Annotated in this window: 14 protein-coding genes; 3 read left to right on the forward strand and 11 right to left on the reverse strand. The window is 59.7% G+C overall.

Annotated elements, in window-relative coordinates:
* Nucleotides 1–102 precede the first annotated feature (102 nt).
* The 4 genes from gltP to BLU52_RS25290 form a co-directional block, all read right to left on the reverse strand.
* The gene (gene gltP / locus BLU52_RS25275; RefSeq protein WP_090287919.1) at nucleotides 103–1434 is read right to left on the reverse strand and encodes a glutamate/aspartate:proton symporter GltP; all 1332 of its coding nucleotides are present in this window, start codon (nucleotides 1432–1434) and stop codon (nucleotides 103–105) included.
* Nucleotides 1435–2141: 707 nt separating this feature from the next.
* Nucleotides 2142–2606, reverse strand: a complete 465-nt coding sequence (locus BLU52_RS25280) for an inhibitor of vertebrate lysozyme family protein (RefSeq protein WP_090287921.1) — start codon at nucleotides 2604–2606, stop codon at nucleotides 2142–2144.
* Between the two features lie 2 nt (nucleotides 2607–2608).
* Nucleotides 2609–2773, reverse strand: coding sequence for a DUF1328 domain-containing protein (locus BLU52_RS25285; RefSeq protein WP_003177151.1), 165 nt, complete (start codon nucleotides 2771–2773; stop codon nucleotides 2609–2611).
* Nucleotides 2774–2847: 74 nt separating this feature from the next.
* Nucleotides 2848–3135 carry a hypothetical protein gene (locus tag BLU52_RS25290; protein WP_090287923.1) on the reverse strand — a complete coding sequence of 96 codons (288 nt, stop codon included), beginning with the start codon at nucleotides 3133–3135 and terminating at the stop codon, nucleotides 2848–2850.
* Nucleotides 3136–3564: 429 nt separating this feature from the next.
* Here BLU52_RS25290 and algB point away from each other — a divergent pair, with 429 nt between their 5' ends.
* On the forward strand, nucleotides 3565–4911 hold the full coding sequence (algB, locus tag BLU52_RS25295; RefSeq protein ID WP_090287925.1) for a sigma-54-dependent response regulator transcription factor AlgB: 1347 nt from the start codon (nucleotides 3565–3567) through the stop codon (nucleotides 4909–4911).
* A gap of 10 nt (nucleotides 4912–4921) precedes the next feature.
* Nucleotides 4922–6712 (forward strand): ATP-binding protein, encoded by a 1791-nt coding sequence (locus BLU52_RS25300; protein WP_090287927.1) that lies wholly within the window; start codon nucleotides 4922–4924, stop codon nucleotides 6710–6712.
* Nucleotides 6713–6738: 26 nt separating this feature from the next.
* On the opposite strand, the gene BLU52_RS25305 is transcribed toward BLU52_RS25300, so the two are convergent.
* The 7 genes from BLU52_RS25305 to BLU52_RS25340 all read right to left on the reverse strand — a co-directional run bounded on the left by BLU52_RS25305 (nucleotide 6739) and on the right by BLU52_RS25340 (nucleotide 14048).
* The gene (locus BLU52_RS25305) at nucleotides 6739–8352 is read right to left on the reverse strand and encodes an EAL domain-containing protein (RefSeq protein ID WP_090287930.1); all 1614 of its coding nucleotides are present in this window, start codon (nucleotides 8350–8352) and stop codon (nucleotides 6739–6741) included.
* Between the two features lie 76 nt (nucleotides 8353–8428).
* Nucleotides 8429–9211: an N-acetylmuramoyl-L-alanine amidase gene (locus BLU52_RS25310; protein WP_090287932.1), complete on the reverse strand. Its 783-nt coding sequence runs from the start codon at nucleotides 9209–9211 to the stop codon at nucleotides 8429–8431.
* Between the two features lie 101 nt (nucleotides 9212–9312).
* Nucleotides 9313–11370 carry a GGDEF domain-containing protein gene (locus BLU52_RS25315; RefSeq protein WP_090287934.1) on the reverse strand — a complete coding sequence of 686 codons (2058 nt, stop codon included), beginning with the start codon at nucleotides 11368–11370 and terminating at the stop codon, nucleotides 9313–9315.
* Nucleotides 11367–12245, reverse strand: coding sequence for an endonuclease/exonuclease/phosphatase family protein (locus BLU52_RS25320; protein ID WP_090287936.1), 879 nt, complete (start codon nucleotides 12243–12245; stop codon nucleotides 11367–11369). Before BLU52_RS25320 ends, BLU52_RS25315 begins: the two co-directional genes overlap by 4 nt.
* A gap of 14 nt (nucleotides 12246–12259) precedes the next feature.
* Nucleotides 12260–12901, reverse strand: coding sequence for a thiol:disulfide interchange protein DsbA/DsbL (locus tag BLU52_RS25325; RefSeq protein ID WP_090287938.1), 642 nt, complete (start codon nucleotides 12899–12901; stop codon nucleotides 12260–12262).
* A 199-nt stretch (nucleotides 12902–13100) separates the two neighbouring features.
* Entirely contained in the window at nucleotides 13101–13712 is a 612-nt protein-coding gene (locus BLU52_RS25335) for a c-type cytochrome (RefSeq protein WP_090287941.1), read from the reverse strand.
* A 30-nt stretch (nucleotides 13713–13742) separates the two neighbouring features.
* Nucleotides 13743–14048, reverse strand: a complete 306-nt coding sequence (locus tag BLU52_RS25340) for a c-type cytochrome (RefSeq protein WP_090287943.1) — start codon at nucleotides 14046–14048, stop codon at nucleotides 13743–13745.
* A gap of 191 nt (nucleotides 14049–14239) precedes the next feature.
* Between BLU52_RS25340 and yihA the strand changes: the two genes are divergently transcribed.
* Nucleotides 14240–14884, forward strand: coding sequence for a ribosome biogenesis GTP-binding protein YihA/YsxC (yihA, locus tag BLU52_RS25345; protein ID WP_090287945.1), 645 nt, complete (start codon nucleotides 14240–14242; stop codon nucleotides 14882–14884).
* Nucleotides 14885–15243: the final 359 nt, after the last annotated feature.

Genomic DNA, 15243 nt, shown 5'->3' on the forward strand with positions numbered 1-15243 from the left:
ACTGTAGGCCTTCGCCTGCTCGCGATCGCGGTGTATCAGACAACAGAGATGTTGAATGTACAGCCCTCATCGCGAGCAGGCTCACTCCTACAGGGATTTGTGTCAGTTCTTGGAAATTTCGCCAGCCGGCAATTTTTCCTTGCTGCGCCAGTGCGGCAGGGAGTTCCAGTAGCGCTCGCCTTTGGCATCGTCGTACATGCCTTCCCAACGCGAGATCACCAACACCGCCAGGGCATTACCAATCACGTTCAGTGCGGTACGGGCCATGTCCATGACACGGTCGACACCGGCGATGAACGCCAGACCTTCCAGCGGAATACCTACGCTGCCCAACGTTGCCAACAACACCACGAAGGACACACCCGGTACGCCGGCGATGCCTTTGGAGGTGACCATCAGGGTCAGCACCAGCAGTAGTTGCTGGCTGATCGACAGGTCGATGCCGTACAGCTGGGCGATGAAAATTGCCGCGATCGACTGATACAGGGTCGAGCCGTCGAGGTTGAACGAGTAACCGGTCGGCACCACGAAGCTGCAGATGGCTTTCGGTGCACCGTAAGCTTCCATCTTCTCGATCACCCGTGGCAGCACGGTTTCCGAGGAAGCGGTGGAGTAGGCCAGCACCAGCTCATCCTTGAAGATGCGCATCAGCTTGAGCACCGAGAAGCCAAACAGTTTGGCGATCAGGCCCAGCACCACGAAGGCGAAGAAGGCGATGGCGACGTAAACCAGAATCACCAGTTTGGCGAGCGGCACCAGGGATGCGAAGCCGAAGTTGGCGACGGTCACCGCGATCAGTGCGAACACGCCGATCGGCGCATAGTTCATGATCATGTGGGTGACCTTGAACATGCTTTCCGAGACGCCCTGGAACATCTTCACCAGCGGCTCGCGCAGGTCCGACTGCAGGCTCGACAGGCCGAGACCGAACAGCACCGAGAAGAAGATGATCGGCAGCATTTCACCGCGGGCCATGGCCGCGAAGATATTCGACGGGATCAGGTTGAGAATGGTCTCGATGAACGCATGTTCATGCTGCACTTCGGCGGCGGTCGCCTGGTACTTGGAGATATCCACCGTGCCCAGGGTGCTCATGTCGATGCCGGTGCCCGGATGGAACACGTTGGCCAACACCAGGCCGACAACGATGGCGATGGTGGTGACAATTTCGAAATAGATGATGGTTTTGAGACCGATACGCCCGAGCTTTTTGGCGTCGCCGACGCCGGCGATGCCGACGATCAGCGACGAAATGACAATCGGGATCACGATCATCTTGATCAGACGGATAAAGATATCGCCTGCCGGTTGCAGGACGTTGCTGATCCACCAGGCCTTCTCGGCGCTGAAGTGGTTGAGCAACGCACCCAGTGCAATCCCCAGAACCAGACCGATGAGGATCTGCCAGGCGAGGCTGATTTTTGCCTTCTTCATTATCTTTACCCTTACTTGCGTTTGTCTCAGGCACATGCAGGAACTGGAACGCTGATCAGCGGAAAAGTCTGTGCATCTGCCTCCGTATAAGGTGCCCCGAATCGCGTGTTTACGGCTCTTCGGCAGGCGAAAAAAGGCGCAACTATTCCGATGCAAGGTTGCGCCGTCTAATGCCGTAAACGCCTACCCTATGCCGAATCGGCATGAGCTTTTTCAATTGAAACTGGCGTCCCAACCGGTTCGATTGTGACATTTCAGCCGGCATAAGTGCCGTGAACCGGCCATTCCAGCGTAGATTGGTCGATTCGCGAGGGAAAAATATCGGCAGAGATTTTGCGAAAAAGCCTACGTGGGGAGACTAGAAGTCCCACTGTTTAAACGGTTTCTTTGTCGATATACGGTCGTCAGGAAACACCGCGTAATATTTACACGCGCAGTGTCGACGATAAAAAGGCTGTGAAGGGCGCGCTGGGTCAAGCTTTTTGCGGGTGGCGAAGCTCAGCGCAAGTCCGTCGAGCCATGATTGGCCGACGAACCTGCGACGCAGCTTTTACCTGCCCTGACCCGGCCCTTGCGCAGGCACTCCCTGTACCCGTAGGTCACTCCGACCCTGCAACAGTCAGAACGTCCCGGCCCCCTGGTCATGCACCGACCCTCCTCGGGTGGGCGCAATGGAAAGCAGCAGGGCTGCTGCCTTCATGTTCGAATCAGTACCACTTCGGATCTTTCTTCAGGGTTTCCATCAGCAGATCCTGCATACCCTGGTCAGGCTTGCCGAAGAAGCGGTAGGTAGCGTGTCGCGTCGGCGACTTGTCCTGCGGCAGACCTTCCGGTACATCGACCAGCATGGCGTAGGCGTCGTCCTTGTCGAAGCTGAAGGCGACGATCAAGCGATGGTTCAGGCACTTGTCCTGATTTTCGCAGAGCGGGCCCACCAGATACTTGTCGCCGTCTTCAGTGACGGCATGCATCTGTTGCTCCGAAGTGCCGGAGAGGTTGATGACCCATTCCGGTACACGCTCTTCCTTTTTGATCACGCTTTCCCAGGTCTCACGATACTGCTCATCGGCAGCGAGCAGTTCGTTGACCCGGGTCTGGCCGTCATTGGCCGCCATCGCCATGGCACTGCCGCCCAGAAGCAGGGCGGCGGCCAGCGTCTTCAAGACTGTCATTGTTAACCTCGGCCGCGACGGCCAAAGAAGAAGGAAGCGATGAACATCACCAGGAACACGACAAAGAGAATCTTGGCGATACCCGTGGCGGTGCCCGCGATACCACCGAAGCCCAGTACGGCGGCGATGATGGCAATGATCAAGAATGTAATTGCCCAGCTCAACATGGTGATTCTCCTTACTTCTCTATTTAGGGGTGTTACGTGTTCCGGCGCGGCGCGCCCGAATCGGTTTTAGCGAATCAGAAAACCCAACGTTCTTCGCGAGGCAGTTGATCGAGCGGTTGTGCCTGATCGACTTCCATCATGCGCATCGTGGCGCGCTCGTCCTGAGTGCTGCTGACGGCGCTGAAATGACTCTGCGTCGCATGCTGCATCGACACCAATGGCGCTTCCGGCTGCTGGCTGTTTTCCCAGCGCAGGTATTGCTGGCAGGCGATCAGGGTGATCAGCAGCGCCAGCACAGCGAACAGACCTTGCTGGATATGCAGTGGCGAGAGACGCATGTGGGCGGCACGTGGGCGAGTCATCCTGGGTTCCTCACTCTTGTTCGATTGGGGCAGTGCTGATCTGCCCGGGCTGAAACAGTTATTGCAGCCTGCATGCCAGTTTTTGGATGTTTAAAATCCCCTTTAAAATCAACAAGTTATAGATATTCGAAAAAGCCCTGGCGACGCATCCTGCACGATGGGGTTAACCAGCGTCGTGCGGATTGCACGATTATTTCGTAGGAGATTTCGGTCTTACGGAATGAAGAGCATGCCGCAGATGTCAGAGATGTACGCAGGACAAGCCCTGCAAAACCGTGGCAGATTAAAAAATCAACAAAATCAACGTATTGGCCGTATCGGCTGGAGAGGGCTACCCTCCTATGGCTTGCATCGTTCAGAATAAACCATGCAACTTGCCCGATTTTTCCGGGACTAACCCAAGACCAATCACTATGGAGCGTAGGAAAAATGGAATCTGCCACTGAGCATCAAGGCCGCATTCTGCTGGTGGACGACGAATCCGCCATCCTGCGTACCTTCCGTTATTGCCTCGAAGACGAAGGTTATACGGTGGCCACCGCCAACAGCGCGGCTCAGGCCGAGGCATTGCTGCAACGTCAGGTGTTCGATCTGTGCTTCCTTGATTTGCGTCTGGGTGAAGACAACGGTCTCGATGTGCTGGCGCAGATGCGTGTCCAGGCGCCTTGGATGCGCGTTGTCATCGTCACCGCGCATTCGGCTGTCGACACTGCGGTGGATGCCATTCAGGCGGGCGCGGCGGATTATCTGGTGAAACCGTGCAGCCCCGACCAGTTGCGTCTGGCCACCGCCAAGCAACTGGAAGTGCGTCGACTGTCGGCACGCCTCGAAGCGCTCGAAGGCGAAATCCGCAAACCCAAGGACGGCCTCGACTCCCACAGCCCGGCAATGAAAGTCGTACTCGAGACGGCTCGCCAGGTCGCTAGCACCGATGCCAACATTTTGATTCTCGGCGAGTCCGGTACGGGTAAGGGTGAGTTGGCCCGCGCCATTCATGGTTGGAGCAAGCGCGAGAAGAAATCCTGCGTAACCATTAACTGCCCGTCGCTGACCGCCGAGCTGATGGAGAGCGAACTGTTCGGCCACAGCCGCGGCGCCTTTACCGGCGCCAGCGAAAGCACCCTTGGCCGGGTCAATCAGGCTGACGGCGGTACTCTGTTTCTCGACGAGATCGGCGATTTTCCCCTGACATTGCAGCCGAAGCTGCTGCGTTTTATCCAGGACAAGGAATACGAGCGCGTAGGCGACCCGGTCACCCGCCGCGCCGATGTGCGGATTCTGGCGGCGACCAACCTGAACCTCGAAGATATGGTTCGCGACGGACGCTTCCGTGAAGACCTGCTCTATCGCCTCAATGTCATCACGCTGCATCTGCCGCCACTGCGTGAGCGCGCCGAGGACATCCTGACTCTGGCCGACCGCTTCCTGGCGCGTTTCGTCAAAGAATATGCGCGCCCGGCGCGTGGTTTCAGTGACGAGGCCCGCGAGGCGCTGCTCGGCTACCGTTGGCCCGGCAACATCCGTGAGCTGCGCAACGTGGTCGAGCGGGCCAGCATCATTTGCCCGCAGGAACGTGTGGAAATCAGCCACCTCGGCATGGCCGAGCAACCGGCCAACAACGCGCCACGGGTCGGCGCCGCGCTGAGCCTCGACGAACTGGAAAAAGCTCATATCGGCGCCGTTCTCGCCACCGCCGGCACCCTCGACCAAGCCGCCAAGACCCTGGGTATCGACGCTTCGACCCTGTATCGCAAGCGCAAGCAGTACAACCTGTGAGCGCCCGACGATGAAACTGGCGATGAAGTTGCGGACCCGTTTGTTCCTGAGCATCTCCGCACTGATCACCGTGGCCTTGCTCGGGTTGCTGCTCGGGCTGGTTAGCGTGATGCAGATGGCCGGAACACAAGAAGCATTGGTGCGCAGCAACTTCGTCACCCTTGAGCTGGGGCTCAAGTTGCGACAGACCTTGGGCGATCAACTGATCATCATGCTCGCGGAAAAGCCTGATCCCGTCGCGTTCGAGGCCTCCAAACAGCATTACTTCCAGTTGCTCGACGAAGGCATCGCCAAGGAGCAGCACGATAAAGAGCGCCAGTACGGCTTCAGCCAGGCCAAGGCCGACTACCTGAGTTTCCTGCAAGCCTTCGACCTGTCGCGTGACCCGAGCAACACCGCAAGCTCCAGCGCCGATTTCCGAGAGCGCTTCAATATTCTGCGCAACGGGCTGATCACCGAACACAAACACGCACTGGATAAAATCAACGGCGTACAGAACGACGCGCGTGATCGCGCCCTGTTGATCGCCGGCCTGCTCGGGCTGGTCGGGCTTGCCGTACTGATTATCGGATTTGTCACGGCCCACGGTGTGGCCCGGCGTTTTGGCGCGCCGATCGAAGCGCTGGCGCAAGCGGCGGACGAAATCGGCAAAGGCAAATACGACGTGACTCTGCCGGTGTCCTCGTCTCTGGAACTGAATCAGCTGACCAAACGTTTCGGTCAGATGGCCGAGGCCTTGCGCGAGCACCAGGCGACCAACGTCGATGAACTGCTGGCCGGGCAGCAACGCCTGCAGGCGGTCCTCGACAGCATCGATGACGGCTTGTTGATGATTGATCGCCAAGGGCAACTGGAGCACCTCAATCCGGTCGCGCAGCGCCAACTGGGTTGGGAAGACGACCGTCTCGGCCAAGGCCTGGGCACCGCCCTCGGCCGACCTGAGCTGGATGCGCAGCTGCAACTGGTGTTGCGCGGCGGCACGCTTGAGCGCGCGCCAGACGATCTGAGCATCGAAGTCGACGGCGAATCACGTTTGCTCACCTACAGCCTGACGCCGGTCAGCCATACCCAAGGGCACATCCTTGGCGCGGTGATGGTGCTGCACGATGTCACCGAGCAGCGTGCGTTCGAGCGAGTGCGCAGCGAGTTTGTCCTGCGCGCCTCCCATGAATTGCGCACGCCGGTCACCGGCATGCACATGGCGTTCGGCCTGTTCCGTGAGCGAGCGAAATTCCCTGAAGAGTCGCGCGAAGCGGACTTGCTCGACACGGTCAACGAAGAAATGCAGCGCTTGATGCAGTTGATCAACGACCTGCTCAACTTCTCGCGCTACCAGAACGGTTTGCAGAAACTCACACTCGCACCGTGTTCCATCGAAGACTTGCTGGAACAGGCGCAACTGCGATTCGCCGAGGCGGCAGAGGCTAAAGGCATTGCCTTGAAGGTCGAAGTGCAGGGGCCATTGCCACGCTTGCAGGCCGATCAGGCGCAACTGGAGCGGGTCCTCGACAACCTGATCGACAATGCCTTGCGTCACACCGCCCGCGACGGGCAAATTCGCTTGCAGGCGCGTCGGCACGGCGAGCGGGTGATCATCAGTGTCGAAGACAACGGCGAAGGCATCGCCTACGGCCAGCAAGGGCGAATCTTCGAACCGTTTGTGCAGGTCGGTCGCAAGAAGGGCGGCGCCGGGCTCGGGCTGGCGCTGTGCAAGGAAATTGTCCAGCTGCACGGCGGCCGCATGGGCGTGTATTCGCGGCCGGGGCAGGGCACGCAGTTTTATATGGCCCTGGCCGTTTAGGCACTGTCGAAACTTCCTGGGCGTGTTCAGGCTTCATCGTCCATGCGCCGCCCGACGAGGCGACGGCCACGGGTGATCAGTTCTATGAACTGCACCGCGCTCAATGCATGAGCGAACAGCCAGCCCTGGCCGAACTTTACCCCCTCACTGCTGAGCAATTGCGCTTGCGATTCCAGCTCGATGCCTTCGGCAATCACTTTCAGATCCAGTGCCTGGGCCATATGAATGATATGCGGCGCGACGCCGCTGCTCGCCGCGTCATGACCGAGTGCGTCGATGAACGCCTTGTCGATTTTCAGACAATCCACAGGCAATGTTTGCAGATAGGCGAGGCTGCAATAGCCGGTGCCGAAATCGTCGATCAGGACCTGATGGCCGACATCGCGCAAGGCTTGCAGGTTTTCCCGCGCCACTACCACATCGATCAGGCCGCGCTCAGTCACTTCGAAGGCAATCTGCCGCGCCGCGACCCGGTGCAAGGTCAGCAGGCGCGCCATGACCTGGCCTACGCGCGGCACCATCACGTCGCAGGCGGCGAGGTTAACCGAGATATAAAGCTGCGGATTGGCCCGCAATAACTGTCCCAGTTGCTCCAGCAAGCGCTGCAGGACGAAGTCGGTCATCTGCCGAATCTGCCCGGTGTTTTCTGCCATCGGTATAAACAGGTCGGGGCTGGTCAGCGTGCCGTCCGGTCGCCGCCAGCGCAGCAGGGCTTCGGCGCCCACGCAGTTGCGGCTGTCGAGATCAAAGATCGGTTGGTAGAGCACCTGCAACTCACCGCGCCGAATCGCGCCGTGCAACTCGGCGTCGAGCGACTGGCGCTGGCGCACCAGCAAGAACACGCAAAAGCCGACGAAGGCGCCGAGCACCACGCACAGCGGAATCACCCACCACCATACGACGGGAATGTGCATGCCGGTGCGTGGCGCGATCAACACCAGCTGATATTCCGGGTTGTCGGTGGGCATGCGGTAGATCAGGCGGGTTTGCGTGACTTGCAAGGCTGCGCTGGCTTTCAGCGGCCACGGTTCGGTTGGCGGCCATGCCTGCGCCTGGCCCAGCACCGGGATGGCCCGAGTGCCGTGATCGAGTACTACCAGCAGGCTGCTCCCGGGCGACAGGTCGACCATGTCGGTGAGGTGCCCGCGCGAGGTAGCCACGCGGAAATTGCCGCGCCCGAGCATCAGCGCCGCGCGGTTTTCATCAGGTTCTGTGGTGGTGTTCAGCCAATAGCTGTAAGTCGGGCCTGTGATATCCGGCGCGCGAGCACTCGACAGGCCTTCCTGACGTGGGCGGTTGGAGCAAGTGCGCGAGGCGTCCATGTAGGCCGCTTCATACACGAAGCGATAGTTAAAGGTGACCTGTTGCAGAGTGGCGATCATTTCATCGTCGCAGCTGCGCAATGGCTGAGCTTCAAGATCGTCGAGGCTTTCGCGCAACTGGCCGAACAGTTGTTCCAGGCGCACCAGAAAACGCTCGCCCTGGGCGTTCATTTCCTGGCTTTCATTCTGCTCGACTTGACGCATCGCCACGAACATTCCGCCGGCAATCAGCAGGCTGGCACTGAGGACAGCCGCAATCATCGCCAAAAACACCGGGCGATAAAACCAGCTACGCAGCGTCTCTCGGGTAGCAGCCATCAGGGGATATCCGAAGAATTACCAATGAGTTATAGCTGCTGATTGTGAATTTGCGCTGACCGTCGGGCGGGCGTCATTATTTTGTCTGATTGAGGACCAGCAGCAGCGCCGCCGTTTGCGCGTCCGGCGTGCCGTCGAAGCGTGCAGGGCGATAGTGCATTTGAAACGCCGCGAGGACATGCCGGGTGGCGATGTCCAGTTCGCCGGTCTGCGGCGTGTCGTAGCCCACGCGCGCCAGCTGCGCCTGGAACCAGCTGATATTCGGCAGCTCGCCGCTGCTGAATATTGCTTGCTGACGCGCCACCGCTTGTTCGTTCGGCCACCGGCCAAGGCCTTCGGCGGCGAGACGCTTCCATGGAAACAATGGACCCGGATCGAGTTTGCGCAGCGGCGCGATATCGCTGTGACCGATGATGTGCTGCGGGCTGATACCGTTGCGCTTGCTGATGTCCTTGAGCAGGGCGATCAGCGATTGAATCTGTGCTTCGCTGTACGGATACCAGAGGCGCCCGGTCGGGGTGTCCTTGAAACCGGGGTTGACGATTTCGATGCCGATCGAACTGGAGTTGAGCCACGTACGTCCCTGCCACTGGCTTTCCCCGGCGTGCCAGGCGCGCTGGTTTTCATCCACCAGCTTGTAGACGGTGCCGCCCTTGTCGTCGCCGATCAGGTAATGGCTGCTGACTTCACCGTGGGTCAGCAGCTGCAGGGAGCGTTCCAGCGAGGCCGAAGTGTAGTGAACAACCACGAACTGGATGCGGCTGTCGTAGTTGGACGAAGGATGGTTGGTGTCATAACGCGGGCCGCTGGCGCAACCGGCCAGAACGAGCAACGAAGCAATAAGGGCGAAAAATTTCATGGCAGAAAAGAGCACACGGGAGACGATAATGCAACAGTGTAACGTAATGCCTTGCATGCCGACGGTCAGCGAGCGCAATTAAACAAAATGGAACAATTTGCTCAACCCAGCTCGACTCGATTGCGACCTGCATTTTTTGCCCGATACAGCGCCTGATCGGCTCGCTTGAGCACCAGATCGCTATGTTCGCCGGCTCTGAATGACGCGAGGCCCATGGAAAGGGTGATCGTCACGCGCTCGCCTTTGAAGTGAAACGGGCAGGCTTCGACCGCCGCTCGCAATGCTTCCAGCAATTTTGCGCCGACTGCTGGCGGTGTGGCGGGCAGCAGCAGAACGAATTCCTCACCGCCAAAACGCGCGATGAAGTCAGAGCCGCGCAGGCGTTTGCGCAACACCGTGGCGATGATCTTCAACACTTTGTCACCGGCCAGATGACCATAGCTGTCGTTGATCCGCTTGAAGTGGTCAAGGTCGAGCATCGCCAGGCTCAAGGTGTTGCCGTGCTGCTGCCATTGCTTGATTTCGTGTTCGAGGCGTTCGCTCCAGGCCGCGCGGTTGGGCAGGCCGGTGAGCGGGTCGATCAGGGCTTTCTGCCGTTGCTCTTCCAGGTGTTCGCGAAACCCCAGGGCTTCCTGTTCCATATGCGCCACGCGCTCGGACAAGCCCTTGAGCCGCGCCGCCACTTCCTGTTCGCGGGCATCGCGCTGCTGGCGGTGCTGGTCCATGGTGCCGAGCAAGCCTTCGAGATGGTTTTCCAGCACTTGCTTGAGGTCATTCAGGTCCGCCGCTTCCTGCACGCTGGTCTGCAATCCGTCGACCTGCTCGCGGATCTGCGTGTCCATCGCCCGCGCCGCCGAGCTGTTGTCGGCGTGGCCGTCGCTGGCGGCTTGCAGGTTGCTCTGAAACGCTTCGAGGCGTTCATTGAGTTGTTGCAGATATGCTTCGAACTCGTGCTGGCCGCTGTCGGTGATTGCCAGCATCAGTGTTGCGAGATCGTCGAGGATCGGAATCAGTTCATACCAGTTCAAGCCATGTTTGAGCCGGTCGCGCATGGCTTCGGCTTGCGGACGATGACGCTCGGGCAGGGTCAGGTCGTCGAGCAGGCCGATCAGCGTGTCTTCGATGTGCCGGGCGACGGAACTGTAGGACGGCTCCGGGGAATCCGGCAGGGCGAACAGGATGTCATGCTCGGACTGCTCCGGGTCGATCGCGGCCAAGGCCTGGGCGATTGGCTCGGGCAGCGGCAGGCTGTCGAGCATCAGCGGTGCGGGATCACCGGGATGGATCAGTTCGTCGGGATTGACCGCTGCGCGTGGCTGAGCGGCATCCGTGGCGAACAGCGGCGCGGGTTCGAAGGGCTGCGCTGACGGCTCGGTCGGGTGAGCGGCGACGTCGCTGGCAACCGTGGGCGGCACGAAAGCCAGCACTTCCTGCGGTTCAATCGGGGTCTGCGCTGTCGGCAGGGGCGTTTCGTCGGGCGGCTCACTGATCGGCGCGGCGGGCGCAACTGTCATGGGCGCGGTCGGTATGGGGGGCGTGATCTCGGGTTCGAGCTGTGCTGCCGCCTCGGCCTGGATGGCCGGCATAACCTCTGCGGCCGATGTGGCTGCTTCTGGCGCCGGCGTTTCCGGCGTATCGCGATTGCCGAACAAGCGTTGCAGCAAGCCCGGACGACCGGGTTCTGCCGGGGTTTCCAGCTGGCTCAACGCCTTGCCTTGCAAGCCACTCAGTTCGCTGAGCAACAACGGCATTTCCCGCGCCGAGCTGACGCGGCCGTCCAGTTGCTTGGCGAATTTCTTCAACGGCTGCGCGACTTCACGCGGCAGCGGCAAGGCCTGTAGCTGCGTGACCAGCGACGTCAGTGCGGTGCTGACCTGTTCGATACGGGTCTCCCGGCGCTGCTCGGAGTCGAGCACGGCTTTTTCCAGGCGTGGCAGCAGGGCGGCGAGGCCGGCGTCCATGTCGTCGGTGCGCACCACGTCGCGCATCTCTTTCATGCACTGATCGACCGCCTTGTCGGTGCCTTCCGCCGCCAGGGTGCTGCGTACCAGACCGCGGCGCAGCAAATCGAGGCGAGCGGCCCAGCGCCGTTCGAGCTTGTCCTGTTGTTCGATGCTTTTGAGGTATTTCTCTTTCCAGCGCTGGGCGTCGTCGCTCATTCAGGGCTTCCGCGAAGGTCAGGCCTCAACGCGGGCAATGCATCGGCCGTGAGCGAACCCGGCAGACGAATCTCTACCGCGACCGGCAGGTGATCGGAAATCGGTTGTGCCAGCACTTCGACCTTTTCCAGAGTCAGGGTCGGGCTGAGCAGAATATGATCAAGGCAGCGCTGAGGACGCCAGCTGGGGAAGGTCGCTTCCACCTGCGGGTCCAGCAGGCCAAGATCGCGTAACGGAGAGTGTTGCAGCAGATCGCTGGCGTGGGTGTTCATGTCGCCCATCAGGACTTGATGCTTGTAGCCACCGATCAGCTCACGAATATAGGCCAGTTGCAGGCTGCGCGTACGCGCGCCAAGGGCCAGATGCATCATCACCACCACCAGCGCTTCCGGACCTTCGCCGAAACGCAGCAGAATTGCCCCGCGACCTTTCGGCCCGGGCAGCGGGTGATCTTCGATCGCCCACGGCTTGAGTCGACTGAGCACGCCGTTGCTGTGCTGCGCCAGTCGGCCGAGGTTGCGGTTGAGTTGTTGATACCAATAGGGGAAGGCGCCGAGCTGGGCCAGATGTTCGACCTGATTGACGTAGCCCGAACGCAGGCTGCCACCATCGGCTTCCTGCAGGGCGACCAGATCGAAGTCGCCGAGCAGATCACCGATCTTTTGCAGATTGCCCGAGCGCCCGGTGTGCGGCAGCAAATGCTGCCAGCTGCGGGTCAGGTAATGCCGATAGCGCTCGGTGCTGATGCCAACCTGGATGTTGAAGCTGAGCAAGCGCAGACGCTGGTCCGCGGGCAAGCCCGTGGACGCCAGGTGATGCTCGTTGACCTGCGGATCATGCAGGCCAACGCTGCGTTCAGACTTCCAGCGGCGCATGGCGAGGGCCGCGCTTAGTTGGCAGCCGCCTTGGTGGCCGCGCGCTCTTTGGCGACGAGGTCGTCAGCCAGCTTCAGCGCTTGTTCGGCGCCCCCGGCCGAGCCGATGTCGAAACGGTATTTGCCGTTGACGATCATGGTTGGCACGCCAGTGATTTCATACTTCTTGGCCAGCTCACGGGCCTTGACGATCTGGCCTTTGATGGCGAACGAGTCGAAGGTGGCGAGGAACTTGTCCTTGTCCACGCCTTGAGTGGCGAGGAAGTCAGCCATGTCGTTCTTGTCGGTCAGCTTCTTGTGTTCTTTCTGGATCGCGTTGAATACCGCAGCGTGAACCTTGTGCTCGACACCCATCGCTTCGAGGGTCAGGAACATCTGGCCGTGAGCGTCCCACGGGCCGCCGAACATCGCCGGGATACGCACGAAGTTGACATCGGAAGGCAGTTTTTCAACCCATGGATTGATCACCGGCTCGAACGCGTAGCAGTGCGGGCAGCCATACCAGAACAACTCGACCACTTCGATCTTGCCAGGCACTGCAACCGGAACCGGGTTGGCCAGTTCGACATAAGGGGCGGCAGGGGCTTCAGCGGCCTGGGCGGTGACGCCGAACAGGCTGGCAGCGACGAGGGCGGCGCTGATGATCAGATTACGCATGCTTTACTCCTGAACAATTTGGGTCGCCTCGCTCGACCTGTTTTCAGACAAGTCCTGGCGGGCATGAGTGCTGTAGTGTAACGGCAGCGGCCACAAAAAAGGGCGGCCAAAGCCACCCTTTTTATACTTGCTGCGATGGATTAATCGAGCGTTAACGTTGCCGGAGATGTCCGTCTCGCTCAGCGCCCGAAACCACGCCTCAGTGCAGGCCCTGAATGTAGCTGGAGACGGCCGCAATGTCTTCGTCGCTCAGCTTGCGGGCGATGGTGCGCATGGTCATCGCGTCACCGTCATTGGCCCGACCGCCTTCTTCCTTGCGGAAGTCGGTCAGCTGTTTGGCAATGTATTGCGCGTGCTGGCCGCCCAGATGCGGGAAGCCGGCGGCGGCGTTGCCAGAACCGTTCGGCGAGTGGCAGCCGGTGCAGGCAGGCAAGCCTTTGTCCAGGTTGCCGCCACGGAACAGCGCTTCACCGCGTGCGACGAGTTTCGGATCGGCGGCGCCGACGCTGCCTTTCTGGCTGGCGAAGTAGGCGGCGAGGTCAGCCAGGTCCTGATCATTGAGGTTGGTCAGCAAGCCGGTCATTTCCAGCACGACCCGCTTGCCGTCCTTGATTTCTTTCAGTTGCTTGGTCAGGTAGCGTTCGCCTTGCCCGGCCAGTTTCGGAAAGTTGGGTGCCATGCTGTTGCCGTCCGGGCCATGGCAGGCTCCGCATACGGCCGCTTTTGCCTGGCCTGCTGCGGCATCGCCGGCAGCATGGGCGAAGCCTGAAATTCCCACGGTCAACAGCAGACTCACGATCAGTTTGTTCATCAGCTAATCCAACTACGGCTAAGGGTTAAGTTATGGACCGGGTTTACTCTCGCTCATCCACAGGATGATGGCCTGGTAATCCTCGGCACTGCAGTCCATGCACAAACCACGCGGCGGCATCGCCTTGAAACCCTGGGTCACGTGTTGCACCAGCGTCCCCATACCTTTCGCCAACCTCGGCGTCCAAGCTTCCTGATCGCCTCTTGCGGGCGCCATGGGTAGTTGGCCGGAATGACAGGCACCACAAACACGGTTGTACACTGCTTCCGGATCCTGTGTAGCCTGTGCGCCGCAAAGCGGCATCAAGACTCCGGCAGCCAGCAGCCATTTCGTCATAAAACGACCTTTTCAGGGTTGAGAGCGATCTGCGTTCTAATGCGCAATCAAGGTTTGTCGCTCTCGTGAACTTCATCCTTCGCTGGGACAAAGCACACACAAAATCTGCGGCATTATATACTGGCGTCACTGAAACGGAAGCGACACCGCGTTCCGCGCCCAATCCCGGCGCCGCCCACATCGGAAATCCCATGCAACTCAAGAATCCCATCCTCGGCCTGTGCCAACAGTCCACGTTCATGCTCAGTGCCGCCAAAGTCGATCAATGCCCTGACGACGAAGGCTTCGAAGTGGCGTTTGCCGGTCGTTCCAATGCCGGTAAATCCAGCGCACTGAACACTTTGACGCACGCCAGCCTGGCGCGGACCTCGAAAACGCCGGGTCGCACACAGCTATTGAATTTCTTCAAGCTAGACGATGATCGGCGTCTGGTCGACCTGCCGGGCTACGGTTACGCAAAAGTACCGATCCCGCTCAAGCAACACTGGCAGCGTCACCTTGAGGCTTACCTCGGTGGCCGGGAGAGTTTGAAAGGTCTGATTCTGATGATGGACATCCGCCATCCAATGACTGATTTCGACCTGCTGATGCTCGACTGGGCCGTCGCGGCCGGCATGCCGATGCACATCCTGCTGACCAAAGCCGACAAGCTCACCTACGGCGCGGCAAAAAACACGCTGCTGAAAGTACAGTCGGAAATCCGCAAAGGCTGGGGCGACTCGATCACCATCCAGCTGTTCTCCGCACCCAAACGCATGGGCCTGGAAGAGGCCTACACCGTCCTGGCCGACTGGATGGAACTGGCAGACAAAAACCCCGAGGCCGCTGCCGAGTAAATTCAGAATGGGAAAAAATTGGTTGTAGTGTGGTCAGGCAAGGCAAAAGTAGCGCTAAAAAGCGGAGTTTAGGGGACCTAAATGAGCATTTTTAGCGATGCTTTTAACGCAGCATGGCCGCGCTACAGCCGATTTTTGGCAAAAAAAAGCCCCGGGATTCAGTGGGGAGGTCGAATTCCGGGGTTCAAGTTCCGAACCGCTAGGGCGGGGTTCAGATATCTGCCAACACTTAACACAACATAGGAGCATCGAAGGGCTTCACCAGCCATTCAGTACCTCTGAGTGTTCAGTCGCCAGATTAGTTCAGATTTTTTTCGAAAAGTTTGGAATAGCTTCCAGCGCGTTCAGGTCTAAGCCCG

Source organism: Pseudomonas granadensis (assembly GCF_900105485.1).
Taxonomy (GTDB): domain Bacteria; phylum Pseudomonadota; class Gammaproteobacteria; order Pseudomonadales; family Pseudomonadaceae; genus Aquipseudomonas; species Aquipseudomonas granadensis.

What these genes read in the sequence shown, in the direction of transcription:
- BLU52_RS25290 (WP_090287923.1), bottom strand. Translation starts at nt 3,135, where the DNA reads ATGACTCGCCCACGTGCCGCCCACATGCGTCTCTCGCCACTGCATATC.
- BLU52_RS25315 (WP_090287934.1), bottom strand. Translation starts at nt 11,370, where the DNA reads ATGAGCGACGACGCCCAGCGCTGGAAAGAGAAATACCTCAAAAGCATC.
- gltP (WP_090287919.1), bottom strand. Translation starts at nt 1,434, where the DNA reads ATGAAGAAGGCAAAAATCAGCCTCGCCTGGCAGATCCTCATCGGTCTG.
- algB (WP_090287925.1), top strand. Translation starts at nt 3,565, where the DNA reads ATGGAATCTGCCACTGAGCATCAAGGCCGCATTCTGCTGGTGGACGAC.
- BLU52_RS25325 (WP_090287938.1), bottom strand. Translation starts at nt 12,901, where the DNA reads ATGCGTAATCTGATCATCAGCGCCGCCCTCGTCGCTGCCAGCCTGTTC.
- BLU52_RS25320 (WP_090287936.1), bottom strand. Translation starts at nt 12,245, where the DNA reads ATGCGCCGCTGGAAGTCTGAACGCAGCGTTGGCCTGCATGATCCGCAG.
- BLU52_RS25285 (WP_003177151.1), bottom strand. Translation starts at nt 2,773, where the DNA reads ATGTTGAGCTGGGCAATTACATTCTTGATCATTGCCATCATCGCCGCC.
- BLU52_RS25300 (WP_090287927.1), top strand. Translation starts at nt 4,922, where the DNA reads ATGAAACTGGCGATGAAGTTGCGGACCCGTTTGTTCCTGAGCATCTCC.
- BLU52_RS25305 (WP_090287930.1), bottom strand. Translation starts at nt 8,352, where the DNA reads ATGGCTGCTACCCGAGAGACGCTGCGTAGCTGGTTTTATCGCCCGGTG.
- BLU52_RS25280 (WP_090287921.1), bottom strand. Translation starts at nt 2,606, where the DNA reads ATGACAGTCTTGAAGACGCTGGCCGCCGCCCTGCTTCTGGGCGGCAGT.
- BLU52_RS25335 (WP_090287941.1), bottom strand. Translation starts at nt 13,712, where the DNA reads ATGAACAAACTGATCGTGAGTCTGCTGTTGACCGTGGGAATTTCAGGC.
- yihA (WP_090287945.1), top strand. Translation starts at nt 14,240, where the DNA reads ATGCAACTCAAGAATCCCATCCTCGGCCTGTGCCAACAGTCCACGTTC.
- BLU52_RS25340 (WP_090287943.1), bottom strand. Translation starts at nt 14,048, where the DNA reads ATGACGAAATGGCTGCTGGCTGCCGGAGTCTTGATGCCGCTTTGCGGC.
- BLU52_RS25310 (WP_090287932.1), bottom strand. Translation starts at nt 9,211, where the DNA reads ATGAAATTTTTCGCCCTTATTGCTTCGTTGCTCGTTCTGGCCGGTTGC.